The sequence below is a fragment of the Streptomyces sp. NPDC002643 genome, from assembly GCF_053592555.1.
This window is the reverse complement of record NZ_JBSFVY010000001.1, coordinates 122,116-145,644: the sequence shown is the minus strand read 5'-3', so window position 1 is coordinate 145,644 and position 23,529 is coordinate 122,116. Positions and strand designations below refer to the sequence as shown.

Annotated in this window: 22 protein-coding genes and 1 pseudogene; 10 read left to right on the top strand and 13 right to left on the bottom strand. The window is 70.5% G+C overall.

All coding sequences use genetic code 11. The annotated features are described in order from the left end of the window. Positions 1 to 3: 3 nt before the first annotated feature. Positions 4 to 1,431 carry a GH39 family glycosyl hydrolase gene (locus ACWD4G_RS00645; RefSeq protein ID WP_451289857.1) on the bottom strand — a complete coding sequence of 476 codons (1,428 nt, stop codon included), beginning with the start codon at positions 1,429 to 1,431 and terminating at the stop codon, positions 4 to 6. A gap of 127 nt (positions 1,432 to 1,558) precedes the next feature. Between ACWD4G_RS00645 and ACWD4G_RS00640 the strand changes: the two genes are divergently transcribed. Further along, positions 1,559 to 2,653 carry a DUF5925 domain-containing protein gene (locus tag ACWD4G_RS00640; RefSeq protein ID WP_451289856.1) on the top strand — a complete coding sequence of 365 codons (1,095 nt, stop codon included), beginning with the start codon at positions 1,559 to 1,561 and terminating at the stop codon, positions 2,651 to 2,653. 42 nt (positions 2,654 to 2,695) lie between these two features. Continuing rightward, positions 2,696 to 3,460 carry a DUF72 domain-containing protein gene (locus ACWD4G_RS00635; protein WP_451289855.1) on the top strand — a complete coding sequence of 255 codons (765 nt, stop codon included), beginning with the start codon at positions 2,696 to 2,698 and terminating at the stop codon, positions 3,458 to 3,460. Between the two features lie 150 nt (positions 3,461 to 3,610). Here the strand turns inward: ACWD4G_RS00635 and ACWD4G_RS00630 are convergent, their stop codons facing one another. Next, positions 3,611 to 3,979: a GntR family transcriptional regulator gene (locus ACWD4G_RS00630; RefSeq protein ID WP_451289854.1), complete on the bottom strand. Its 369-nt coding sequence runs from the start codon at positions 3,977 to 3,979 to the stop codon at positions 3,611 to 3,613. A 94-nt stretch (positions 3,980 to 4,073) separates the two neighbouring features. Between ACWD4G_RS00630 and ACWD4G_RS00625 the strand changes: the two genes are divergently transcribed. Together ACWD4G_RS00625 and ACWD4G_RS00620 are read left to right on the top strand one after the other, a co-directional pair. Then, positions 4,074 to 5,003 carry a GNAT family N-acetyltransferase gene (locus tag ACWD4G_RS00625; protein WP_451289853.1) on the top strand — a complete coding sequence of 310 codons (930 nt, stop codon included), beginning with the start codon at positions 4,074 to 4,076 and terminating at the stop codon, positions 5,001 to 5,003. Beyond that, positions 4,984 to 5,511 carry a DUF402 domain-containing protein gene (locus ACWD4G_RS00620; RefSeq protein ID WP_451289852.1) on the top strand — a complete coding sequence of 176 codons (528 nt, stop codon included), beginning with the start codon at positions 4,984 to 4,986 and terminating at the stop codon, positions 5,509 to 5,511. Before ACWD4G_RS00625 ends, ACWD4G_RS00620 begins: the two co-directional genes overlap by 20 nt. 69 nt (positions 5,512 to 5,580) lie before the next feature. On the opposite strand, the gene ACWD4G_RS00615 is transcribed toward ACWD4G_RS00620, so the two are convergent. Further along, positions 5,581 to 6,240: a class I SAM-dependent methyltransferase gene (locus tag ACWD4G_RS00615; RefSeq protein ID WP_451289851.1), complete on the bottom strand. Its 660-nt coding sequence runs from the start codon at positions 6,238 to 6,240 to the stop codon at positions 5,581 to 5,583. A gap of 137 nt (positions 6,241 to 6,377) precedes the next feature. Here ACWD4G_RS00615 and ACWD4G_RS00610 point away from each other — a divergent pair, with 137 nt between their 5' ends. Beyond that, positions 6,378 to 6,512 (top strand): hypothetical protein, encoded by a 135-nt coding sequence (locus tag ACWD4G_RS00610; protein ID WP_451289850.1) that lies wholly within the window; start codon positions 6,378 to 6,380, stop codon positions 6,510 to 6,512. Positions 6,513 to 6,817: 305 nt separating this feature from the next. On the opposite strand, the gene ACWD4G_RS00605 is transcribed toward ACWD4G_RS00610, so the two are convergent. The 6 genes and pseudogenes from ACWD4G_RS00605 to ACWD4G_RS00580 form a co-directional block, all read right to left on the bottom strand. Further along, positions 6,818 to 7,588, bottom strand: a complete 771-nt coding sequence (locus ACWD4G_RS00605) for a dienelactone hydrolase family protein (RefSeq protein ID WP_451289849.1) — start codon at positions 7,586 to 7,588, stop codon at positions 6,818 to 6,820. Between the two features lie 350 nt (positions 7,589 to 7,938). Next, a complete protein-coding gene (locus ACWD4G_RS00600; protein WP_451289848.1) occupies positions 7,939 to 8,799 on the bottom strand; it encodes an esterase/lipase family protein in 861 nt (286 codons plus the stop codon). Between the two features lie 347 nt (positions 8,800 to 9,146). Next, on the bottom strand, positions 9,147 to 11,303 hold the full coding sequence (locus ACWD4G_RS00595) for an MMPL family transporter (RefSeq protein WP_451289847.1): 2,157 nt from the start codon (positions 11,301 to 11,303) through the stop codon (positions 9,147 to 9,149). Positions 11,304 to 11,347: 44 nt separating this feature from the next. Further along, positions 11,348 to 11,623 (bottom strand): hypothetical protein, encoded by a 276-nt coding sequence (locus tag ACWD4G_RS00590; RefSeq protein WP_451289846.1) that lies wholly within the window; start codon positions 11,621 to 11,623, stop codon positions 11,348 to 11,350. 179 nt (positions 11,624 to 11,802) lie between these two features. Next, the gene (locus ACWD4G_RS00585; protein WP_451289845.1) at positions 11,803 to 12,759 is read right to left on the bottom strand and encodes a DNA polymerase Y family protein; all 957 of its coding nucleotides are present in this window, start codon (positions 12,757 to 12,759) and stop codon (positions 11,803 to 11,805) included. A 139-nt stretch (positions 12,760 to 12,898) separates the two neighbouring features. Then, positions 12,899 to 13,941, bottom strand: a pseudogene (locus ACWD4G_RS00580) (OB-fold nucleic acid binding domain-containing protein); the annotation flags it as partial. Between the two features lie 235 nt (positions 13,942 to 14,176). Here ACWD4G_RS00580 and ACWD4G_RS00575 point away from each other — a divergent pair. Further along, positions 14,177 to 15,244: a LysR family transcriptional regulator gene (locus ACWD4G_RS00575; RefSeq protein ID WP_451289844.1), complete on the top strand. Its 1,068-nt coding sequence runs from the start codon at positions 14,177 to 14,179 to the stop codon at positions 15,242 to 15,244. Between the two features lie 51 nt (positions 15,245 to 15,295). On the opposite strand, the gene ACWD4G_RS00570 is transcribed toward ACWD4G_RS00575, so the two are convergent. Further along, the gene (locus ACWD4G_RS00570) at positions 15,296 to 17,938 is read right to left on the bottom strand and encodes a family 78 glycoside hydrolase catalytic domain (protein WP_451289843.1); all 2,643 of its coding nucleotides are present in this window, start codon (positions 17,936 to 17,938) and stop codon (positions 15,296 to 15,298) included. Positions 17,939 to 18,208: 270 nt separating this feature from the next. Here ACWD4G_RS00570 and ACWD4G_RS00565 point away from each other — a divergent pair, with 270 nt between their 5' ends. Next, on the top strand, positions 18,209 to 18,751 hold the full coding sequence (locus ACWD4G_RS00565; protein ID WP_451289842.1) for a MarR family winged helix-turn-helix transcriptional regulator: 543 nt from the start codon (positions 18,209 to 18,211) through the stop codon (positions 18,749 to 18,751). Between the two features lie 97 nt (positions 18,752 to 18,848). On the opposite strand, the gene ACWD4G_RS00560 is transcribed toward ACWD4G_RS00565, so the two are convergent. Continuing rightward, a complete protein-coding gene (locus ACWD4G_RS00560; protein WP_451289841.1) occupies positions 18,849 to 19,541 on the bottom strand; it encodes a TetR/AcrR family transcriptional regulator in 693 nt (230 codons plus the stop codon). Between the two features lie 132 nt (positions 19,542 to 19,673). On the opposite strand from ACWD4G_RS00560, the gene ACWD4G_RS00555 reads away from it, so the two are divergent. The 3 genes from ACWD4G_RS00555 (at position 19,674) to ACWD4G_RS00545 (ending at position 21,435) form a co-directional block, all read left to right on the top strand. Continuing rightward, a complete protein-coding gene (locus tag ACWD4G_RS00555) occupies positions 19,674 to 19,883 on the top strand; it encodes an SDR family NAD(P)-dependent oxidoreductase (RefSeq protein WP_451289840.1) in 210 nt (69 codons plus the stop codon). A gap of 2 nt (positions 19,884 to 19,885) precedes the next feature. Then, positions 19,886 to 20,335, top strand: a complete 450-nt coding sequence (locus tag ACWD4G_RS00550) for an SDR family NAD(P)-dependent oxidoreductase (RefSeq protein ID WP_451289839.1) — start codon at positions 19,886 to 19,888, stop codon at positions 20,333 to 20,335. Between the two features lie 161 nt (positions 20,336 to 20,496). Further along, positions 20,497 to 21,435, top strand: a complete 939-nt coding sequence (locus tag ACWD4G_RS00545; RefSeq protein ID WP_451289838.1) for an aldo/keto reductase — start codon at positions 20,497 to 20,499, stop codon at positions 21,433 to 21,435. 71 nt (positions 21,436 to 21,506) lie between these two features. Here ACWD4G_RS00545 and ACWD4G_RS00540 read toward each other — a convergent pair whose 3' ends face one another. Both ACWD4G_RS00540 and ACWD4G_RS00535 read right to left on the bottom strand, forming a co-directional pair. Beyond that, on the bottom strand, positions 21,507 to 22,124 hold the full coding sequence (locus ACWD4G_RS00540; protein WP_451289837.1) for a carboxymuconolactone decarboxylase family protein: 618 nt from the start codon (positions 22,122 to 22,124) through the stop codon (positions 21,507 to 21,509). Positions 22,125 to 22,459: 335 nt separating this feature from the next. Further along, positions 22,460 to 23,431, bottom strand: a complete 972-nt coding sequence (locus ACWD4G_RS00535) for a fumarylacetoacetate hydrolase family protein (RefSeq protein ID WP_451289836.1) — start codon at positions 23,429 to 23,431, stop codon at positions 22,460 to 22,462. Positions 23,432 to 23,529: the final 98 nt, after the last annotated feature.

Here is a 23,529-nt window from a genome sequence, read left to right as displayed (position 1 = left end):
GAATCACCTCTTGAGCCACTTCACCTCGTACGCGCCCATCTCGAACGACCGCCCGTCGATCTTCGCGCTGATCCCCCGGTCAAGGGTGTTCACCACCAGCACGGCTCTGTCATCGGCGAGCACCCGGACGTTGGGCTTGTCGTCATCGGCGACGGCGACGGCGACGGCCTCGTCGTATGTCGTCCCCGGCGGAAACTCCTCACTGAACCGGGACAGCAACCCATACATAGGCAACGCCCGCCCCCCGTCCTTCGTATCGGTAGGAGTCCACAGACACCCAGGACACTCAGGCCCGTTCTCCTCCTCGGGATTCCAGTAGAACCCGGAGGTCGCCCCACCACGAGCCATGGCGATGAGCCCGGAAGCCTGGACGGCGACCCTCCGCTCCTCCGCCCACCCATGGCGATTGTCATCGGCGTCGGAGGGCTCGACGTAGTACTCGGCCCACCACAGCGGCAGTTCCCCGGTCCGCTCCCGCACCCACTCGCCCACGGCCGTGAACTTGTCGGTCGCCGCGAACTCATCGGGAAGCATCTCGTCGTCCTGGGTGTAACTGGACCCGTCGACGACGACGAAATCAGCGCCGGCCTTGTTCTCGTTCCAGTAGTCGAAGGCGTCGAGAACCCGCTGGTCCATGGCCCCCCAGGCGCCCTTGACCGTCGTCGAGGCATCCTGCGTCTGCCGGGGGTCGAGGCTGTCCATCACCAGATACGGCCCGCCGACCATGATGTCCTCGTCGACCGCCTTCAGCGCTCTATAGACGAGGTTGTACAGCTTGGTGTACCCCTCGTAGTCCCAACGGGCCTCCGCGTCGTTCCAGAAGCCCTTGAACTCGTTCCAGACGATGAAGTGCCCTACGTCCGGGTAGCGCTTGGCGACGGTCGCGGCGAGGGCGGCGTAGTCCTCGAAGTGCTCGGGCTCGGGCGCGGTCTCCAGTGAGGCCTGGCTCCAGTCGGTCCTGTCGGCGCCGGACCGCCCGCCCTTCATCCAGTCGGGCGCGCAGCACAGGGTGACGACGGGCGTGCCGCCGGTGGCGCGGACGAAGTCGATGCGCCGGTCCATCTCCTCGAAGTCGTAACGGCCCTTGACGGGTTCGGGGTTGCCGGCGCCCCAGCCCATGATGTGCTGGATCTGGGGCAGCGGCTGCTCGCCGAGCCGTTCCTCGACCCGCTCGGAGGCGTTCCCGCTGCCCCGGTCGGCGCTGAACTGGGTGTGGGTGAAGCCCCAGCCGACGCTCGGGCCGAGGTCTCCGGAGGGCGTGGCGGGTGTGCCGTGCACCTTGTCGCCGTCGCGGGAGGTGCCGGCGGTGCTGCCGTCGCCGGGAAGTGTGCTGATCAGGGTCACGATCAGGGCGAGCGCCGCCGCCCCCACGCCGAGGAGCGCGGTGAGCTGCCACCGCCGCTCCCCCGAATTCCACCCATGACATCCCATCAAGGACAACAGTAGCCGCGCGAAGTGGCGGTGGGGGAGCTTCCGTTGCGAACGGGTTCCGGGCGACACAACCGGCGCACTACGGAAAGCGGATGACGGGGAGCGCTCGGTGACGGATCATGGCGGCATGTCCGCGAACCCATACGACGCACTGCCGATCCGGCTCAACGTCGACGACAGCGACTCACCGTCCGATGTCGTCGACGCGCTGTTCCTCGGCCGTTTCGCCACGGGCGAGCAACCGTACGCGCACGCGGCGAACATCGACCGGGTGCGGTCGGGCGCCACGCTCCTGCCGCCGGGCGCACGGCTGCTGCGCTGCGCGCGGGACGACGACCGCAGCGCGACCCTCGCCGAGGGCGACGGCTGGACGGTGCTGGTGTCCCGCTGGAACAGAGGCGCCGACATCACGGTGACCGCCACCTCCGCCGAACTGGCCGAGAAGGTGCTCGGCGAGGCCACGGACGGCGCGGCCGACGAGCCCGAGCCCCAGCCGGAGAACGTGACGATGGGCTTCTGGTACGTGTCGCCGCGCCGGGGCCCGCACCGTACGACCCGGCAGATCTCGGCGGGCACCTGGGAAGAGGTGCGTCCCAACTACACGGCGCCGGTCGCCGACGCGATGGACCGGCTGATGAAGACGACCCCGGAGGACATCGCGGGCCGTCTGCTCCTGCTGCACGGCCCGCCCGGCACCGGCAAGACATCCGCGCTGCGCACGCTGGCCCGCTCCTGGCGTGACTGGTGCCAGGTGGACTGCGTACTGGACCCGGAAAGGCTGTTCAGTGATGTCGGCTATCTGATGGACATCGCGATCGGCGAGGAGGACGCGGCGGGCAAGGGCCGCTGGCGGCTGCTCCTGCTGGAGGACTGCGACGAACTGATCCGCGGCGAGGCCAAGCACACCGCCGGACAGGCCCTGTCCCGGCTGCTGAACCTCACCGACGGCCTCCTCGGGCAGGGCCGCAATGTCCTGGTCGGAGTCACCACCAACGAGGACCTGGAGCGCCTCCACCCCGCCGTGGTCCGCCCCGGCCGCTGTCTCGCCCGGATCGAGGTCGGCCCGCTGACCCGCCCGGAGGCCGTGAGCTGGCTGGGCACCGACGAGGGCATCGGCCGCGAGGGCGCCACCCTGGCCGAGCTGTACGCCCTGCGCCGGGGCACGTCGCCGACGTCCCTCCCGGAGCCGCGGGGCGGAGCGAACGCGGGGCTGTACCTGTAGTGCTGCCAGGTAGCGCTGCCGTGAAGATGCTTCCATGAAGATATGACCCTTTTTGTGGGCACGTCGGGTTGGCAGTACAAGGACTGGCGGGGCGTGCTGTACCCCGAGGGCTGCCCGACGCGGCTCTGGCTGGAGGAGTACGCGGAGGGGTTCGCGACGGTGGAGATCAACAACGCGTTCTACCGTCTGCCGTCGAAGGAGAACTTCGAGGCGTGGCGGGACCGGCTCCCCGAGGACTTCGTGGTCGCGGTCAAGGCGAGCCGCTATCTGACCCACATCAAACGCCTCAAGGACCCGGCCGAGCCCGTGGACCGTCTGATGTCCCACGCGGAGGGCCTGGGCGACCGTCTGGGCCCGGTCCTCCTCCAGCTCCCCCCGACCCTCAAGGCGGACCCCGACCTCCTGGACGCCTGTCTGGCCTGCTTCCCCCGCTCGACACGGGTCGCCGTGGAACCGCGCCACGACTCCTGGTGGACGGAGGAGACCCGCGAGGTCCTGACCTCCCGAAACGCCGCCCTCTGCTGGGCCGACATCGACTCCCGCCCCGCCACGCCCCTCTGGCGCACCACCGACTGGGCCTACCTGCGCCTCCACAAGGGCCGAGCCCGCTCCTGGCCCCACTACGGCTCCCAGTCCCTGAAGACCTGGGCCCGCCGCCTCTCCGACACCTGGCCCAGGACCGCCGACCTCTACACCTACTTCAACAACGACCCGGGCGGGGCGGCGGTGGAGGACGCGATGACGTTCGCACGGGCGGCGAGAAGGAGCGGCATGCCGGTGACCCGAACACCGAGCCAGTTGCTATAGCCATGGCGGCTGGGCCAAACCGCGCCCCAAAAGGGGCGCGGGGCGGAACATTCTGCGGCTCCGCCGCGCGGGCGCGACCAGCCACAACGACGCCGCAGACGAACAACTACCCATCAGCGGCCCCGCGGCGGAGCCGCAGGTCGCCCCGGCCTACTCGCCGTAGGCGGCCCGCAGGGCATCACGGGCCACCGCCAACGCCTCCGCCTCACCCAACCCCAACCGCCGCGCCCTCTCCGCGAACACCGCGGCGGCAGCCGCCGCCTCCCGCTCCGCGGCCGACCCGGCGGCGGCGACGAACGTCCCGTTCCGCCCCCGCGTCTCGATCACCCCATCCGTCTCCAACGCCCGATACGCCTTGGCGACGGTGTTGGCGGCGAGCCCCAGCTCCTCGGCCAGCCCCCGCACGGTCGGCAGCCGATACCCCACGGGCAGCACCCCGGCCCTGGCCTGCTCCGAGATCTGGGCCCGCACCTGCTCATAGGGCGCGGTCCCCTCAACGATGCGAATCTTCAAGGTCACGCCGCGATTGTCCCGCACCCCCGGCGTTTCCCCGTTCCGCACCCACAGGAAATCGGGAGGCGCCTCCGCTCCGCCCCGCGTACCGTGCGCGCATATGACAGTGACCGTGCGCGACCTCCGCCCCACGGACCCCGTGGCCACCGAGGCCTTCGCGACCGTACGACGCCGTGCGCTGCCTTTCCTGGTCAGCACCGCCGAGTCCCTCCTGCACGACGCCACCCACGCACCCCCCGAGGCCCACTACCGCCAGCTGATCGCGGAGGCGGACGGCGTGGTGATCGGCACCGCGCAGCTCGGCATCGCCCACGACAGCCCGACCCCGGGCCAGGGCAACGTGAACGTCTACGTGGACCCGGAGCACATGCGCCGCGGCGCGGGCGGCGCACTGGTGCGTACGGCGGAGGAATGGCTGGCCTCGGTGGGAGCGAAGCGGCTGCTCTCCTGGGTGCTGGACACCCCGGACAACCGCGCCTTCGCGGAACGGCGCGGCTATACGGCGAGCCGCTCGGCCCACTTCCTCCGCCTGGACCTCGCCCACGGCACCCTCCCCCCGCTCCAGCCCCTTCCCTCCGGTGTCGAGTTGCGGACGACCGGGGACTTCGCCGACGACCCGCGCCCCCTGTTCGACTTGGACGAGGAGACCGCGGCGGACGAACCGGGCGATGTGGAGGCCGAGTTGGACGACTACGCGCTGTGGCTGGAGGAGACCTTCCGCCATCCTCTGCTGGACCATGGACTCAGCACGGTGGTCGTGGCGGACGGCGTGCCCGTCGCGTTCACCGCGGTCCGCACGGACGGGCGCGCCCGCTACTTCACCGGTATGACGGGTACCGCCCGCGCCCACCGCGGCCGGGGCCTGGCGAAGCTCGCCAAGAACGACTCCCTGCACCGAGCCCGTACCGCCGGCTACACGGAGGCCTTCACCGGCAACGACGCCGAGAACGGCCCCATGCTCGCGATCAACGAATGGTTCGGCTACGCAATGTGCGCGACGGAGGTGCGCTATGTCCGCGAACTCGACTGACCCCACGAACGAGCCCACGAACGGACCCGGGATTGACCTGGACGTCGTCCTGGTCAAGGCGGGCCGTACGAAGATCCGTTACCCGGCCCGGCTGCTGAGCGACGACGGCACCCGGATCGCCGTACGCGCCGCCTGGGCGGGCACCGCCGCGCGGGACTTCGGCTTCGTACGGTTCGAGGCGGGCGATGTCTTCACCGAGTACTACTGGCGGGACCGCTGGTACGCGATCAAGGAGGTCCGCGACGGGCAGGGCGGCCTGAAGGGCTGGTACTGCGACATCACGCGCCCCGCCACGCTGTCCGGCGGGGAACTCGTCGTGGAGGACCTCGACCTGGACCTGTGGCGCTCGGCGGACGGCACGACCGTACTGCGTCTGGACGAGGACGAGTTCGAGGCGAGCGGCCTGCGGACCACCGACCCGGAGGCCGCGTCCGCCGCCGTCGCCGCCCTCGACGAACTGGAGGCCCTGGCCACCGCGGAAGGCGGCCTGGAGTCACTGCTGGCGTAGGCGGAGGGGAGGAGCCACACCGGCACAAACCGATCAAGTGTGGCGGCCGGCCGGCCTCGGCCCACTCGCTCAAGGACGGGCCACCACCACGTACCGCTCGTCCTCGACCTCCTTCCCCCACAGCCGCGCGTCGCCCGACAGCCGCTCCACCCGCACGTCCGACATGAGCGGCGAGACCATCGCGCACAGCCGCCCGGCGGGTATGCCGACCGGGCCGATCGTCCCCCAGACCCCCTCGACCAGCACGAGCCGTCCGCCGGGCCGCAGCAGCCCGCACCAGTGGCGCAGAGCACGTCCAGGGTCGGGCAGGGCCCAGAGGACATGGCGGACGAGGACGACGTCGAAGCGTTCCTCCCCCACCGGCGGTGCCGCCGCGTCGCCGACGAGGAACACGGCCGGGCGCCCGGCGAGCTTGGTGCGGGCGTGGCTGACCATGGCCGGGGAGGAGTCGACGCCGGTCACCCGGTGGCCCTGTCCGGTCGCGAGGAGTGACAGGGTGCCGGTGCCGCAGCCGAGGTCCAGTACGTCGCTCGGCCGGTGCGGCAGCCATGCGCGCAGGCGGGCCGCCCAGGCGTCCCGGACCAGGGGATCGCGCAGGCCATGATCGGGTTCGTCGTCGAATGTGGCCGCCTCGGCGTCCCAGTCGACGGTCGTCGGGGCGCCAACCGGCGCCGCCTTCTTCGAAGTTCGCAGGGCTCGGGAGGTTTCGCGGTCGTCGATGTTGGTCATGCCGCCAGAGTGACACCTGCCACTGACAGTCCCGAGGGTGACAACCACCACTGACAGAGCACGAACGATGAGGAACGCTCCCGGAAAGGGTCTACCTCCGTGAAACCGCGGAGCCCGGTAGACGCAAGGAGGCAGCCATGCGCCGTACGACCGTGCAGAAGCCCCTGAAGAAGTCGGTCTCCCGCCGGATGCGGGAGGAAGCCGACGAACGCCCCGTCGAGCGCCGGGAAGTGCGAAAGGACATCGCGCGCACCTGGTGGCCGGACGGCTGACCCCGCCCGCCCACCGGCATCGACCGTCAGGTCACCAGACCGTCAGGTCACGAGTCCATCTGGACACCGAACCGTCAGGTCACCACGACAGACCACCAGGACCGACCAGCGAGGACCGACCGCCGGGGCCGACCGTCAGGTCCCGCCCACGAGTCGACGAACTCCAGCAGCCGCCGTTCCGGCGCCCGGCCACCGGCCGTGTGCGTCGGGCCGGACGGCGGCGCTGTCGAGGAACAGATGTCGCCCCTGCGCCGGGAAGAGAGGTCACCCCTGTGCCCGGGGCCTCCCTCATACCCGGGCCTCCGTCATGCCCGGGGCCGGGCGAGCGCGCGGTTCAGCAGATCGAGCAGGGCCTCCCAGTGGCGTTCGCTCGCCTCGGCGTCGTACGTGGAGGTGTCGGACTGGGTGTAGCCGTGCCGGGCGCCCTCGTAGACCTCGGTGCGATGGCGGACGCCGGCCTCGGTGAGGGCCTTGTCGAGCCGTTCGATCTGCTCCGGCGGCAGGGAGTGGTCGTTGTCGGCGTGGCCGAGGTACACCTCGCCGGTGATCCGGGGAACCGCCAGATGGGGGCTGTCCGGGGCGTCGGTCGCCAGCCCTCCCCCGTGGAACCCGGCCGCCGCCGCGACCCGCTCCGGGAAGGCGGCGGCGGTGTGCAGGGAGAGCCGGGTGCCCATGCAGTAACCGGTGGTGCCGACCGGCCCCTCGGCGGCCTGCGGACACTCCTCCAGCCACCCCAGATAGGCCTGAGCGTCCCGCATCGCCCGGTCGACCGTCAGCGACCGCATGACCGGCATGATCACCCCCCACAGCTCCGGCCGCGCCTGCGGGTCGATGAACTCGGGCAACTCGAACACCGGGGTCGGCCCGGTGCGGTAGAAGACGTTCGGGACGAGCACCGTGTACCCGGCCGCCGCCAGCCGGTCCGCCATCGCCGTCAGATGCGGTCGCAGCCCGAACGCGTCCATGTAGAACAGCACCGCCGGATGCGCGCCCCCGTCATCGGGGTGCGCGAGATACGCGTCGGCCGTCCCGTCGACAGTGGCGATCTCGACGGTCGTTCCCCGTACGCCGGTCATGGGCACTCCTCTTTCTCACACGACTGATCCGTCAACCGATCATCAACTGACCCGGACGAACGCATTGTTCCGCTGCCGGGTAAGAAAACGGATCGTCGGCCCCTGCGGAACCGGGCATTCCTGATCTCCCGGTTAGCCCTTCCTTAAGGCGACCATAAGGATCTCCCGCACCCACCCTCAACAGGGGATTTCACGGTTCCTTGGGGCTAACTTGCTGATCGTCCCGGCACTCGCTGATCGTCCCGGCACTCGATCGGCGTCGGGGCGCACCTCGGCCACAAGGACTCCGGGGCCTGTCCGGCGGCTCAGGCCGGACAGGCCCCGGTGATGCCCTTCGGCATGTGCACGTGTCAGCCGACGGCCGAGAGACAGGTCGTGGGCATGGCGTTGGCCGGGTCGAGGGCATTGGTGACCTCGTGGAAGGCGATGCGGTCGAGGAGACCGATCGCCGCGTGCTCGGAGAGGTCGAGGGCGCACAGGTCCTGGATGACGATGTTGCGTACGTTCGCCCCGCTGAGGAACTGGGACTGGTACGGCGTCACGACCTCGTCGTACTTGGTGGCGAGGACGGTGTAGGTGACGCCGGGGACGGTGTCGCCGCCCGCGTTGAGCTTGGTCAGGAAGGGCGAGCCGACGACCTGGTCGGCGAGGGCCGGGGTCGCGGTGGACAGTAGGTCTGCGGCCTCCGGGAAGTACTTCAGAAGCTCGGTGAGGCCGCCCAGAGTGGTGCCGTGACTGGAGGGCGCGATGGCGACGAGGGCGTTCACCTCCGCGGCTCCGCCGAGGAACTTGAGGTAGTAGCGGGGCATCATGCCGCCCTGTGAGTGCCCGACGAGGTCGACCTCGTCGGCGCCGGTCGCGGCGAGCACGCCGTCGACGTAGTCGTCCAACTGCTCCGCCGACTCCTCGATGGGGCCGAGGCCGTGGAAGAAGGAGACGCCGGGCAGTTGCCCGTAGTCGAGGGAGAAGACGCAGTACCCGCGGTTCACCAGATACGGCGCGAGGCCCAGCCAGTTGTCGACGGAGTTGGCGAGCGTTCCGTGGACGAGGACGACGGGGCGGGGGTGGGCACGGGAGGGTTCGCAGGAGTAGTCGTTCCAGCCACGGCTGGTCGTCTCGGCCGCCTCCGCGCCGGCGACGGGGACGACGGTCGCGGCGGAGGCCAGGAACAGGGCGGCCAGCGGTCTGATCAGGCGCTTCCAGGGCAGCATCGAGTGATCTCCTTGCGGCTCAAGGGACGTGCGAAGGCGTGTGCCCAGTGATCCGGATCACGAGGATGCTGTTCTGAATCGCCAAGTTACGGTCGAGTAGGAAAAGTGGGAAGCTACGCGTCAGTAAAAACTTCAAGCGCCGACCGCCGACCGCCGACACCGAGGCGGGGCCGGAGGCCGAAGTGGGGGCCGCGGCGGAGGCGGGTGACCACGCCGCGGCCGGCGTGGCGAGGGCCGCCGACGCGGCGACGGCCGCCCTCCACACGCGGGACCTGGGGTGATGGCGGTCTCGGTGGGGCGGGCGTTCGCGGGTGGCTTCCTTCGGTGTTCGTGGCTTCCCTCGGTGTTCATGGACGGCCTCCCCCGCGAGGGGCCCTGCTGGACTCGGCGCGGGGCAGGGCGCGGAGGTGGCCTATGGCCGTACGCGGTCCGGGGAGGCCGGTGGCCGTACGCGGCTCCGGGAGGTCGGCGGGTGGCGCGTCCGGTGGGGGCAGGAGGCGGCTCAGGGGGGCCGGGAGCCACCAGTTGCGGTGGCCGAGCAGGCGCATGAGGGCCGGTACGACGACCATGCGGATCAGCGTGGCGTCGAGGAGTACGGCGGTGGCGACGAGGAAACCGGTCTGCCGGAAATCGTCCCGCTGGGTGACCATGAGCCCGGCGAAGACGGTGGCCATGGTGGTCGCGGCGAGGGTGATCGGGCGGGCGGTGTCGCCGAGCCCCCGGGCGACGGCGAGGCGGCAGTCGCCGGTAGCCCGGTAGTGCGTGGTGATGCGGTGGACGAGGAAGACCTCGTAGTCCAGGGAGAGTCCGAAGACGACCGTCGCGGCCAGCAGGGGGATCGCGAGATGGATCGGCTCGGCGGTGCGTCCGTTCACCCAGGCGAGCAGCCCGAAGGACGCGGCGAGGGAGAGGACGTTCATGGTGATCGCCTTGAGCGGCAGCAGCAGACTGCGGAAGGCGACCAGCATCAGCAGGAACGCCCCGGCCAGCACAATGACGGCGATCTGTCGCAGCGCGGGCCGCAACGCCTGGTGGAAGTCGGCCAGTTGGGCGGCGGGCCCGGCGGTGAACACCTGTTGCCCGGGAGGAAGGGCGCGGGCGGCGAGCGTCCGGATGTCGGTCACCAGGTGTTCGGCGGGGCGCCGATCGCTGATGAGACGGTCGGTGACGGTGACCAGGGTCAGATCGCGGCCGTTGTCGAGGGTCGCGACGGTGGTGACGCGCGGGTCGGCGCGCAGGGCGTCGGTGAGGTCGGTGGTGTCCACCGGCCCGGCCGTCGGCGGGTGCGGCAGGGCGACCAGGGTGACGCCCGCGAGGCCGTCCCGCTCCATCTGGGCGAGGCCGCGCCCCGCCTCGGTGCCGGCGATGACGCTCCGCTCCATCTGCAGCCCGGTGCGCAGGGTGCCCGCCGGGAACGCGGCGACGAGCAGCACCGCGAGCACACCGAGCAGATGGGGCCAGGGCCGGTCCATCAGCCGCCGCGCCCAACGGGCCCAGCGCTCCTTGCGGTTCGCGCCGTCGCGGCGGCGCACCCGGCCCCGGTCCAGCAGCGGGTCGAGGCGGGGCAGTACGGCGGGCAGCAGGGTGGTGGCCGCGGCGGCGGTGACGACGGCGGTGAGCGCGGCGACCAGGGCGGCCGTACGGGCGAGCGCCAGCGGGGTGGCCAGCAGCGCGGCGCTGGTGACAACGACCGCGGCGGCGCACCACAGCACGGCGTGCCCGGCGGACCTGGTGGCGCTCGCCACGGCCGGGTCCGGGGCGAGCCCGTCGTCGCGCAGGCTCCGATAGCGCAGCAGGACCAGCAGGGCGTAGTCGAGGCCGAGTCCGAAGCCGACGGTGGTGGCGACGGTCACCATCAGGCTGTCGACGTCCAGCACCAGGGCGACGGCCGCGAGGGCGCCCGTGCTGACGAGGACGGCCAGGGCGGCGGTCACCAGGACCACCAGGGCGGAGCCGACGGACCCCAGCCCCACGACGAGCAGCAGCAGCGCGGCCGGCACGGTGACGGCCTCCACATACCGCAGATCGCGCAGGTCGGCCTTGATCTGCTCGGTGAAGACGGGTGTGGCGCCGGTGAGGGCGACGGTGACCCGTCCGTCGGAGGCGTCCGTCACCGCCCGGCCGACGGCGGACCGCAGTGCGGGGAGCAGCCGCCGACGTGCGTCGTCGTCGCCCTCGATGCCCATGGCCAGGTAGGCGTGGCGCGGGTCGCGGTCGGGGGCGTCCGGCACGGGGATGATCTGTCCGGTGCCGGGCAGTTCGTCCGCCGCCCGGGCCGCCGCGGCGACGGCCCGCCGATACGGCTCGCTGTCGGCCGTCAGGGAGGACGAGTCGAAGGCGAGGGAGACCTGTTCGGAGCCGAACGACGGCAATCCGCGCGCGATGAGCTCCGCCGCCCGTGCCGAGGAGCTGCCCTCCACACGCACGATCGCTCCCCGCACCTGGGCGAGCCCGACCGGCAGCACCAGACAGGCGACCACGACGACGACCGCCCACGCCGTCACACACCAACGCCCCTTGAACCGCCCGCCCCCTCCCACGACCGCCCTCACCGCTCTCCCCCGCCCGCCGACAGGAGCACGGACGCACATGACACGCGGACGAGGTCGCGGTGGTGCCGGGAGCGCAGGGGGACGGAGAGTCCCGCGCGGTCGAGCAGGGTCGTGCACGGGACCGCCCGGCACACGGGGCGCGGACCGGGCGGCATGAGCCGTATCAGCGCGTACTCGGTCGGGTCGGCGGGCTTGGAGTGTCTGCCGCAGGCCGGGTACGCGGCCCTCAGCGCGGGGTCCTCGATGGCGGCCTGAGCGGGGATGCCGGGCAACGGCGGCTTCCTTCAGCGAGGGGCGGACGCACGGTCCGACGGGGACGGGCGGGGACGGTGCGCCCCGGGGGCGGCGGGAAGAGGGGACCGGAGGTGAGATCGCCATCCACACCGGGGCAACGAGACACCCCACGGACGGTCACGCTGCGTAAGGTTTCCCGCCCATCTCGACGGTTCTGTCAGGTTCTGTCGGCCATGCCGGGATTATCAGGGTCATCGGCGTTGCCGCTCATGTCGATGAGGCAGGCCGCAGGGCCCACCGCGCCGGGTCCGCACCGCTCGTTGAGGGCGTCGATGACCGGCTCGGCGCGCAGCCGGGCCTCTCTGCCCCGGTCCAGGGAGAGCTGGGTGTGGGCGAGGGTGGCGTCCACGATGTTCTCGGCGGTCAGGGTGAGCCGTCGTATCCGGGCGCGCTGGAGGGCGTGGGCGTCGAGGACGGCGTACACCGCCGTGCGCAGGTCGTCGGTGTGAGCCGACGGACCGGGCAGGGTGCGGGTCCTGGCCAGCTCCCGCCGGTCGGCCATCCGCAGGGTCACCGTCACGCGTCGCGCGGCCTGGTCATGGGCGCGCAGCCGGGCGCCGAGTTCCGTGGCGAGGCGCAGCGCGGCGGCGCGGATCTCCACGCCGTCGAGGGCGTCGACGGGGAAGTCCGCCCGTACGCTCGTCGACCTCGTGCCTCCGCCCGGGACGACCGCCCGGCGGTCGATGCCGTGTGCCCGTTCCTGGAGTTCGCGGCCCGCGTGCCCGAGGATGCGCAGCGCGGTGGCGCCCGGCAGGCCGGCCAGTTGCCCGACCGTCTCCACGTCCAGGCTCCGCAACTCCTCCGCCTGCGCCCGCCGGATGCCGTACGACTCCTCGATCGGCAGCGGCCCCAGGAACTCCCCGGTCCGCTCCGGCACCACGAGGCGGATGCCGCCGGGGCCGGTGCGCGCCGAAGCCATCGCCGCGACCGCCCAGGACGGTCCGATCCCCACGGCCGTGTCCAGCCCGTACCAGGCCAGCGCCTGCACCCGCATCCGTCCCGCCAGCTCGACCTGCCCCGTCCCGAACAGCCGCAGGGCACCGCCGAGTTGAGCGACGGCCGCCCCCGGGGGCAACGCCCGCGCGGCAGGGGTGAACCGCTCCAGCACCGCCATCAGCTCGGACAGCCCCTCCCCCGGGTCCTCAGCCGCACATGGAAGAAGACGGACGACACCTCATGACCACGCCGCGCACGGCCGCCTCGCGCACCGCCGCCGCCGTCCAGTACGCCGCCATCCCGTACGCGAAGCGTCCTCATCCCGCGCTCCCCGGACTCTGGTGCCACAACTTCCTTACGCGTGAGGGTCCTTGTGCGGCCTCCTCGCCGGCCGGGCGGAGATCGGCCCATGGATGCGTCTCGTATCCGGTGGGCATACGGATACGGCGGCCGGTGGCGCCGTTCGCGGTGGGCGGGCCGGTGCCGTTCCCCGTGAGCGCGCCGGTGTCCGCGGGCTCGGCCAGCCGGGGCATCACCGCGTCGAGGCCGCCCTCGCGGCGCAGTTCCACCAGATCGGCGAGGTTCCAGACCGCCGAGCCGACCACACTGAGGCTGCGTGGACCGCGCCGTTGGACTACTCCACGGACCAGCAGCAGCCAGGAGTGGAAGACGGTGTGGGCGCAGGCGTCGTGGGAGTCGTCGAAGAAGGCGAGGTCGACCAGGCCGGTGCCGTCGTCGAGGGTGGTGAAGATGACCCGCTTGCCGGAGCGGATCGGCGGGGTCTGGGTGGCCGCCTTGGCGCCCGCGACCAGTACCGTCTCCCCGTGCCGGGCCTCGCACAGCCACCGGGCCGGCACCACGCCCAGTTCGTCGAGGAAGTCCCGGTGGTCGTCCATCAGATTGCGGGACACATCCATCGAGAGCACCCCCGGCTCGGCGCTGAGCCGTTCGACGGAAAACAGCTGCGGCAGCCCGGCCGACGCGGTCCCGCGCCCGCCCGCCAGGGGGAGTTGGCCCCCGCCCGCGCCCCGGCCGCCCCGGTGCAGCTCCGTCAAGTGCAGTCGCAGATCCCGCCGGTTGGCGCCGAAGGCGTCCAGCGCGCCGACCTGGGCGAGCGGACGGCTGGGCCGTGCCCGTTCCCAGAAGTCCAGCAGCGAGGCACACGGCTGCCCGTCCGCGATCCGCGCGGCCTCGGTCTCACTGATGCCGTGCACGTCGGAGAGCGCGAGCCGGAGACCCCAGGCCCCCGGCCCACTCGGCCCTTCCGGCCCCGCCGCCCCCGGCCCTCTCACCGCTTCCGACCCTCCCGACCCTCCCGACCCCCCGATTCAGACACCAGTTCGATACGGTGTGTGACGCCGCAACTGTCTCAGCCAATGGCTGGTGCGGGCGTCAGCGACTTGGCACCGGGGTCGCCCAGCTACCGTCTCAAAGAAGGGCGGCATATGTGACTCATCCGTGACCTACCTGAGCTGTCCCGGCTCCACTCAACTCGGGACGGGCCGGGGATTCCACGGAACCAGGGCAGCTCACGACGAGGATGTCCGCATCGCCCGGCCGCCACTGCCACACGCGCACAGCCGGAGCAGTGAGCCATGGCCGGCAGCGAGCGTTTGAACCTGGAAGGGCTCAGGTACGCGCAGGCCGTCGCCGAGACCCAGTCGTTCAGCGCCGCCGCCCGCGCGTACGGCGTCACCCAGCCCGCCCTGTCCAACGGGATCGCCAAACGGGAGGAGCGCCTCGGCGACAGGCTCTTCGACCGGTCGCCGCGCGGGGTGACCCGGACGGCGTTCGGCGCACGCATCCTGCCGCTCATCGAGCGGGCCCTGGCCGCGCTCGACGCGGTCACGGCGGAGGCCAGGCGACTGACCGAACCGAGCGAGCAGAAGATCCGCATGGGAGTCTCCCCCCTGATCGGCTCCCTGCTGATCGCCCGGGCTTTCAGCAGCGTCTGCGACCTGCCCACCCCGCGCGACCTCGTACTGCGCGAGGCGAACATGCAGGACCTCCGCGAAGGCCTGCGCGCAGGGGAACTGGACATCATCCTGATCCCGGCCGTCGCCGCGATGCCGCGCTTCGGGCACCGGGTCATCGACGTCGAACCGATCGTCGTCGTCACCCCCGACTCCTTGGATGACGCCCCACTCGAACTCGAAGAAGCGGGCAAGGAGCAGTTCATCCTCGTGCCGGACGCCTGCGGCCTGACCACCTTCACCACACAGCTCTTCCAGGCGCACCAGCTGCCCCTGCGCGCGTATGCGGGAGAGGCCGCCAGCTACCAGGTCCTGGAGGACTGGACCAAACTGGGCCTGGGACCGGCCATGATCCCGCGCTCCAAGCTCACCTCACCCGACGTCCCGCACCGGCCGTTGATGAACGAGGCCCGCGAGGTGCAGATCTCCCTGCAGGTGGCCCCGGCCAACCGCGTCGCCGCCGCGGGCGTGTACGAGAAGTACAAGCAGCCGTTCCTGGCGACCGTCCCGGGCGCCAGCAGCGAAGAGCTTCTCGTCCGCGACGAGGATGTCCAGGTTCTCCACGGCTTCCGGACCGTGGCCGACGCGAAGGCGTACCTGGAGAGCGACCTCTTCGCCCGCGACGTGGTCGGTGGCCTGTCCCCGCTGCTGAAAGCCGCACCCGAGGTGCGGGTGTACGACAGGGTCTGATCTCCTCAGAAGCGAGGCGCGCACCCGCGGCGCGCTGCCCACGACCTTGTGTCAGGGAGCCGGCACGGGGGCGAGGGTGCTGGTGAAGTCGTACGTGCCGCTTCCGACTTCCTTGTGGAGAGCGCCGAGATCGAGCTCTGCCGTCACACCGGCCGGCACGGTGACCGAGAGGCTGACTGTCCCGTCCGGCTGCAGTTCCCATGCGGACGCGGCGCGGCCGTACGGGGTTTCGACCGAAACGGAGGCAGAGGTGAGACCGCCACCGATCACCGGCGCGACGCGGATGCGGGCGTAACCCGGCGCGGCGGGGGAAAGACCGGCGACGTACTCCTGCAGGAAGGCGGCCACCGATCCGAACGCGTAGTGGTTGTGCGATGCGGTCGGGTTGCCGTCCTTGTAGCCCTCCCAGGTCTCCCAGGTCGTGGTCGCGCCGAGCTCGACCTGGCTGAGCCAGGACGGCGTGGTGGTCTGCAGGAGAACGCGGTAGGCGATGTCCGGGTGCCCGGCTTCGACAAGGCTGCCGAGAAGCATGGGCGTGCTCAGAAAGCCGGTGCCCAGGTGGAAGCCGTTCTCCTCGATGAGCTCGACCAACCGAGCGGCGGCGGCCGGACGCTGTGGGGGTTCGAGCAGTCCGAACGCGAGACCGCGCACGTAGTCGTCCTGCTTGTCGTCGGCGATCCGGCCGCCCCCGTCGCGGACGAAGGCCGCTCGCCACGCCTCGGCCGCCGAGTTCGCGAGCTGCCGGTAGCCGGCGGCGTCCTCGGTCCTGTCGAGCACGGTGGCGATCTGGGACAGCAGCCCCGCGGAGTGGGCCAGGTAGGCCGTGGCGACGCCTGCTCGCTTGCCGGTGAGATTGCCCGGGATCTCCGATCCGAGGCTGTCGCCGGGGCGGAGCCACTCTCCCCAGTGGTAGCCGGTGTCGACGATGTACCGTTCCAGCGGTCCCGTGCCGTTGCGGAACCGGCGTCGCCATCCTCGCTTCGTGGCGGCGCGCCGGGCGAGATGGTCGACCCACGCCCTGCCGCTGTCGTACTGCGTGCGCAGGACCTCCACGTCTCCGTAGTAACGGTGGAGCGTCCAGGGAAGGATCACGGCGGCATCACCCCATCCCACCGACGTCCTGGTGAAGCGCATCGGATTCCTGCTCCTGCCCCGGGCTTCTTCCGCCGGGATGAAGGGCGGCACGGTCCCGTCCTCGTACTGTTCGGCGGCCAGGTTCCGCAGATAGCGGCGGAGGTAGGCGTCCGCGTCGACCATTTGCGCCGCCGTGGGGCCGAAGACCTGGATGTCCCCGGTCCAGCCGCTGCGCTCGCGGGTCGGGCAGTCGGTGGGCGTGTCGGTGAAGTTGGACCGAAGGGACCACAGCACGTTGTTCCACAGCCGGTCGAGGCGGGGATCGGACGAGCGGAACTCGGCGATCTGCGGAAGGTCGCTGGAGAGCACGATGGCCTCCACGTCCTCCTCGGTGAGCGGCTGGACGGGGCCGTCGATGCACAGGTACCGGAAGCCGTGGATGGTGAACCACGGGGTGTAGTCGACGGGTTGGCCGGTCAGCACGGCTTCGTCGCGCTGGAACCACTCGCCCTTGCCGCTCCCCACTCCCAGGTATGTGGTCGCCACCTCGCCGTCGCTGTCGAGGACTTCGCTGTAGAGCAGTTTCACCGCCTGCCCCGCGGTGCCGGACAGACGAACCCGTGCGACGCCGGAGAAGTTCTGGCCGAAGTCGATCAGTTGCTTGCCCGACGGCGTCGTGCTCACCGTCCCGTTGCGGCGTCCGATCTCCGTGACGCGCTGGACCTCCTCGGCGACCAGCCGGGGGTTCTCCTCCAGCACCACGGTGACGGTCTCCCCGCTCGCCCCCTCCTCCGTCCAGGGCAGTTCGGGCAGGCGCAGATCCACGCGCTCACCGTCCTTGGGGTCGGAGCGGAGCACGCGGCCGTAGCCCACGCGCCAGGTCCCGTCCGTCGTCACACGCACGGTCGATCCGTCGGCGAGTTCCAGTTCGAGCTGCGCGAATGCTCCGAGGCGGTCTCCGTAGCGCGCGCGGAGGGAGAACGCGCCGAGGCGGCCGCGGTACCGGCCTTCGGAGACCACGATCCCGATGCGGTTGCTCCCGGCCCGGAAGGCGTCGGTGACGTCGTACGCCTGGTACTCGGTGTAGTCGTGGAACGGTGTCCAGCGCGGCACGAGCGCGTGGCCAGTCACATTGGTGTCGTTGACGAACAGCCGGTACCACCCGAGCGCGCTCGCGTAAGCGCGCCCGCGTACGACCGGAGCCGGCAGATCCAGTTCGGTGCGGAAGTACAGGGTCCGCGGCTCGTTTTTGTTCGATTCGGGATGGCTGATCCATCGAGCGTGCCACTGCGACGCGTCCAGTATCCCGGTCTCGAACGTGGCATCGGCCCACTCGGTCATGCCGCCGTCGGTGTCACGCACCCGTACTCGCCAGTGGTACGTCGTCCCGGAAGCCAGCGGTGTCCCCCCGTACAGGACACCGAACGGCCGGCGAGCGGGGACCTCACCGCTGGCCCACACCACGCTCGACGGCTCGAAGGAGGGCGTGAGAGCGACCTCCACCTCGTACGACTCCTGTCCTGCCGCGCCGAGGAGCTTCCACCCGAACTCCGGGGCCGCCGTGTCGATTCCGAACGGCTCGCTTCGCCGGTCGACGGTCAGGGAATGTGGTGCGGCCATGGAGGTCTCCGTTGAGGATCTTCTAGAAATGGTTGTGCCAGGAAAACGCCGAGCGCCTGGGCGGACTCATGATCAATGCGGAGTCGAAGACAGAACGGCTGGACCGCGGAGGCACCCACGTCTCACCAGGGGCTTCGAAGGCCGGTGCTGCGCGGTGAAACGATCCGGCCGCCGTCGAGAATGCCACAGGTATTGTCTTCAGGAAAGTACTTGGGTTTCGTAGGCTGAGAAACCCGAAGGGAGGCCAGGGTGGCGCGAAGCAAGAGCACGGTGCGACTGGACACCTTGTCGGCGGAAGATGTCACACCGATTGCCGGGGGTGACGGCCCGACGCTGCGCTCAGCTCTCCAAGCGGTCGTCACGTGGGGAACCTCTCGGTCCCTCCGTGAGCAGGTGATGACTGACTGCGGCTTTCCGCTGCCGGAGGACCTACCGGCCTTCCTCGTCGTCAACCAACTCGTTTACCGGGGCATCGCGAGGCCCACTGAGCTCGCAGACGCTGTGGACACGACCCGGTCCAACATGAGCAAGATCGTGTCCCGGCTGGAGGAGGCAGGGCTGGTTTTCCGCGCCACCGACCCACGAGACGACCGCGGGGTCGTCATCGGGCTCAGTCGCGAAGGGCGCGCACTCGGCCACCGCGTCGTACGCGCCGTCATGCCGAACGAACAGAAGCTTCCCGGCTGGTCCGCGGAGGAAATCGACACACTGGAACGTCTTCTCATCAAGTTCGCCGCGACCATCGACGCCCTGCCAGGACACCCGCTCACCGTCACCGCCGGTGTGACATTCGCCGAGTTCACCGAGCCCTGAATCGTCATTTCAGGTGCCGCAGTGGAGCAGGCGGACCGGAGCGACAGCGATCAGGGCCCCTTCACGATCCCAAGTCCACGCAAGATCACCTCGTGAATCAGGGCCGCTCCTGAGGGCCCCCCGGACCAGGTGCCACCGGCACGGGCGGCGTGCAGACGGCGGCTGACAGGGCGAGCAGGAGCGGCTTGGTCAGGACGGTCATCTCGAGCGGCGTTCGCGGGCACCCCCGCTGCAGCCAGTCGACGGCCACGCCCAGGAGCGCACCGGCCGCGAACGCCGCAGGGACGTCGTGCGCGATGTCGGACAGGCCGGTCACATCCGGCGGAACGTCGCCCGCCGCACCAAGGTATGCGGAGAAGTGCGCGGACACCGTGGTGCGCACGCGTACGTGCTCGATGACACGGGCGCTGCCCGTCGCCCCCAGCAGGCCGCGGTACAGGCCCGCATGCTCGGCGAAATGCGTGAAGAAGGCCGTCAGCACGGGGTCCGGGTCCACCGGATCCTCCGGGCGGTCCGACGGGTTCACCCGTGCGGGGTCGAGGGCTGTGAGCAACCCGATCATGTCGTCGATCATCGAGGTACAGGCGGCCTCGACCAGTTCGTTCACATCCTGGTAGTGGGCGTAGAACGTCGAGCGGTTCACGTCGGCCCGGTCGACGACGTCGGCGACGCTGATCTGGGAAACGTCCCGTTCCTCGACGAGACCGATCACTGCGCTCTGCAGAGCCGCCCTGGTGCGTCGCACGCGTCGGTCGCCCGGCACGGCGCCGCTGCTCTTGATCATGGCCATGCTCCTCAGCGTACCTTCTCTCCCACTCAGATAGGCAACGTCACGGCGTTTTTCCAACATGATGGTGGAAAAACGTCAGACTGTTGTCTATGGTTGGTCCTGCCACCACCGCCGCCGGAGAGGAAGAGGGAGATGCGCGGACTGCAGGGCAAGAGGATCGTCATCGCCGGGGGTGCCGCCGGGATCGGCGCGGCCACGGCCGAGCGGCTCACGAAGGAAGGCGCCTCCGTCGTCATCGGTGACCGCAACCTTGATGCCGCACAGGCCACTGCCAAGCACCTGGGCGAGACCGGCGGCACCGCGCCGGCCCCCAGAACCTGGGCCGGGACACGAACCTGCTGAACATGGACCTGGCCGTATGGCGCCGCACCTTCGAAGTGAACCTGTTCGGCTACGCCCTCACCGGCCGCGCGGTCATCCCCCATCTGCTGGCGGAGGGCGGCGGCGCCATCGTCAACACCTCATCGGGTTCGGCCTGGATAGGCGAGCCCGAGCGCCCCGCGTACGGCGCGTCCAAGGCCGCCGTCAACGCGCTGACCCGGCACATCGCCTCCGCCTGGGGCAAGCAGGGCATTCGCCGCAACACCGTCGCCCCCGGCGTGACCATGACCGAGCAGGCACAGCAGCAGGTCGGCGAGGAACTCAAGACCATGGTCCTCGGGATGGTCCGCAGCCCACGCCTGGGCCTGCCCAACGACCCGGCCGCCGCCGCCTCCTTCCTGCTCTCCGACGACGCCGCCTGGGTCAACGGACAAGCCTGGTCGATCGACGGTGGCATGACCATCCGCGGCTGAAGTGCCCTGACCGGCATCGGAACCACTGCTTCCGGTCAACCGGGACTCGATGCCGTCAACACGATCGTCCCGCCCGGTACTGACATCACCCCGACCGACGGGTGCCACACCACGCCGGGGCCGTTCAGCCCGAACTTTTGACTTCATCAAGGGAGTACCTCATGCAGACCAGGACACTGGGCACCCAGGGCCTGACCGTATCGGCCATCGGCTACGGCGCGATGGGCACCGCCTTCGCCTACGGCCCCTCCAACGACACCGAGTCGATCGCCGCGATCCGCCGCGCCCACGAACTCGGCGTCACCCACTTCGACACCGCCGAGCTGTACGGCTGGGGCACGGGCGAGCAGCTGCTCGGCCACGCCCTCGCGCCGATCCGCGACGAGGTGACGATCGCCACCAAGTTCGGCTTCACCGAGACCTGGGGAACGGACTCGCGGCCGGAACACATCCGCGAAGTGGTCGACAACAGCCTGCGCCACCTCAACACCGACACCATCGACCTGCTCTACCAGCACATGCCCGACCCCAACGTCCCCATCGAGGACGTGGTCGGCACCATGAAGGAGCTCGTCGACGCCGGCAAGGTCAAGTACCTCGGCCTGTCCAACGCCGACGAGGACACCATCCGCAAGGCCCACGCCGTGCACCCCATCTCGGCGCTGCAGAACCAGTACTCGATCTTCGCCCTCGACACCGAGCCCCTCTTCCCGGTCCTGGAGGAACTCGGCATCGGCTTCGTCGCCTACTCACCCATCGCCCGCGGCTTCCTCAGCGGCGGCGTCAAGTCCATCGACCACTACGACGCCACCGACTTCCGCCGGCAGCTGGCCTGGTGGAAGCCGGAGAACTTCGACGCCAACGTCGCCATCGTCGCCGAGCTGACCAAGCTCGCCGAGAGCAAGGGCGCCACCCTGTCGCAACTGGCCCTGGCCTGGCTGCTCGCGAAGAAGGACTACATCCTCCCCATCCCCGGCTCGCGCAACCTCGACCGCGTCGCGGAGAACATCGCCGCCGCCGACCTCAAGCTGACCGCCGAGGACCTCGCCCGCATCGCCGAGATCGCCCCCGAAGGCGGCGTCGGCGGAAGCCGGGACTGACACCCGCACCCTCGCTGGCCCGCGCCATGCGGCACGGGCCAGCGACCCGCGTGGAAGCAGCAGCCCGCCCGTCAATCCCACGCCTGGGCACCATCGCGGAGTGCGGCGGCCGAGGTTTTGGATGCGCCTCCCTCACCCGCGAAGACGCGAAGCTGAAGGGCGAGCGTGGAGTAATAACCCACCAGCGTGGTGAGCTCGAAGAGGCCGCTCTCACCGATCGCCGCGACCGCCATGTGGTACTCGTCGTCGCTCAGGGCGCCGGAGCGCAACAGGGCGGCGACGGTCCGCAACGCGACTGTCTCGTCCCGGTCGGTGAGGGTCGGCAGGATGCAGCTGCGCAAGTGCCCCAGCTCCTCCTCGGTCAGGCCGCAGGCGCGCCCCACGGCCTCGTGCGCCGTTCGCTCGAACGCGCTGTCCCAGCGCGCGGCGACGAGAAGGATGGCCATCTCCCGGACGCGGGCGGACAGGGAGGACTGGTAGCGCACCGCGGACCCCACGGCCTGTAGCGCGGCTCCGACCGGAGGGCTGAGCAGCATCGCGTTGAACGGTCCCCGCAACCGTCCCTCAGCGTCGGTCAGGGCGAAGGCCTGAGGGCTGGCGGCTCGTGGACCTCCGCAGATGGCCTCGTACACCGCGGTCTGCTCGACACTCATATCGCCGGGGAGAAATCCGGCCAGACGGGCGGTCAACGTGCCTCCATTCGTTCGACGCAGACGAGCCGATACCGCGAGCTTGACACGGGGTTCTTGTCATTCGGGTGGGAGGAGGCCGCATCAGGAGACGGGACGGAGGCCCTGCGGCACCGCGCCCGGCCGGTGTCCGCCGCTGTGGACCGGAATCAGGCCGGCCCGCTGGTCCGCATCCGTGACCACGGCTCCGGCTTCCCGTCCGACTGCTCGCCGTCCCCAAAACATCTGGACCTCAACGCGTCCGCAGCGGACGCGTTCCCGAGAGCCGACTCTGCCCGATCATCCGTGACGGTCTCCCAGGCCGATCGACGCTGAGGAGACCGAAGCGGCAGCGATCAGCGGTCCCGCTCGCCGGACACGCATCGGTTGCGCTGTTGGCCGAGCCCGGTGATGGTGCTCTCCATGACGTCCCCGGGGCGCAGGAACCGGCCTCGGGAAGCGCCGTTGCCGGCAGGCGAACCGGTCAGCACGAGATCGCCCGGCAGCAGAGTCGCGACGGACGAGGTGTGCTCGATGATCCGGGCGAGGTCGAAGACCATGTCAGAGGTCGACTCGTCCTGCATCACCTCGCCGTTGAGGCTGAGGGTGATGCGGAGCTTCATCGGATCGCCCGCGAAGGCGGCGGGGACCAGCCACGGGCCGGTCGGCAGGAACGTGGGCGAGTTCTTCGACGCGAGCCAGTCGGCGCCGATGGCGGCCGAGTCGGGGTGGTGCACACGGTCGCGGGTGGTGATGTCGTTGACGATCGTGTAGCCGGCCACATGGCTGAGTGCGTCCTCGCGCGAAACACGGTAGGCCGGGCGACCGATCACGGCCGCGAGTTCGAGCTCCCAGTCGTGGTCGGTGCCCGTGTCCGGCAGGACGACGTCGTCGTTCGGTCCGCACAAGGCGCTCGGCAGCCCGGTGAACACGTACGGCTGCCCCTCCCTGGCCCGTTTGTCCATCAGCGCTGCGGCGCGGGCCCGGTTCTCTTCGGTATCGCCCTGGTCTGCGGCCATCAGATCGATCACATGCGTGCGGTAATTGGCGCCGGCTTGGAAGATCTGCCGAGGAGTCACCGGAGGGAGGATCTCCAGAGCGTCGAGCTGCATCCCACTGGGACGACTTGCCCCGCTCATGTCGGTCAGTGCCGAGAAGGTGGCGGGCCAGTCCGCCAACGCGTCGGCAATGTCGATCTTCCCGGGCTGCAGGACGGACAGTTGTATCACCTCCGTACCCACCACCACGCCGGCGAAGGGGAATCCGCCCGCGTCGCGGAACCGGCCCAGCTTGAACGGTGTGTCCTCGTGCCGTACGTCCGTAGTCACCGCTCGGCCCTCCGTCTGCGTGATCGTTACTGACGTCCGTCGTCACGGTAGAGCCGGCACCGCGAGGCCGGAAGGAACCCTCTGCTGATCTCGGACAT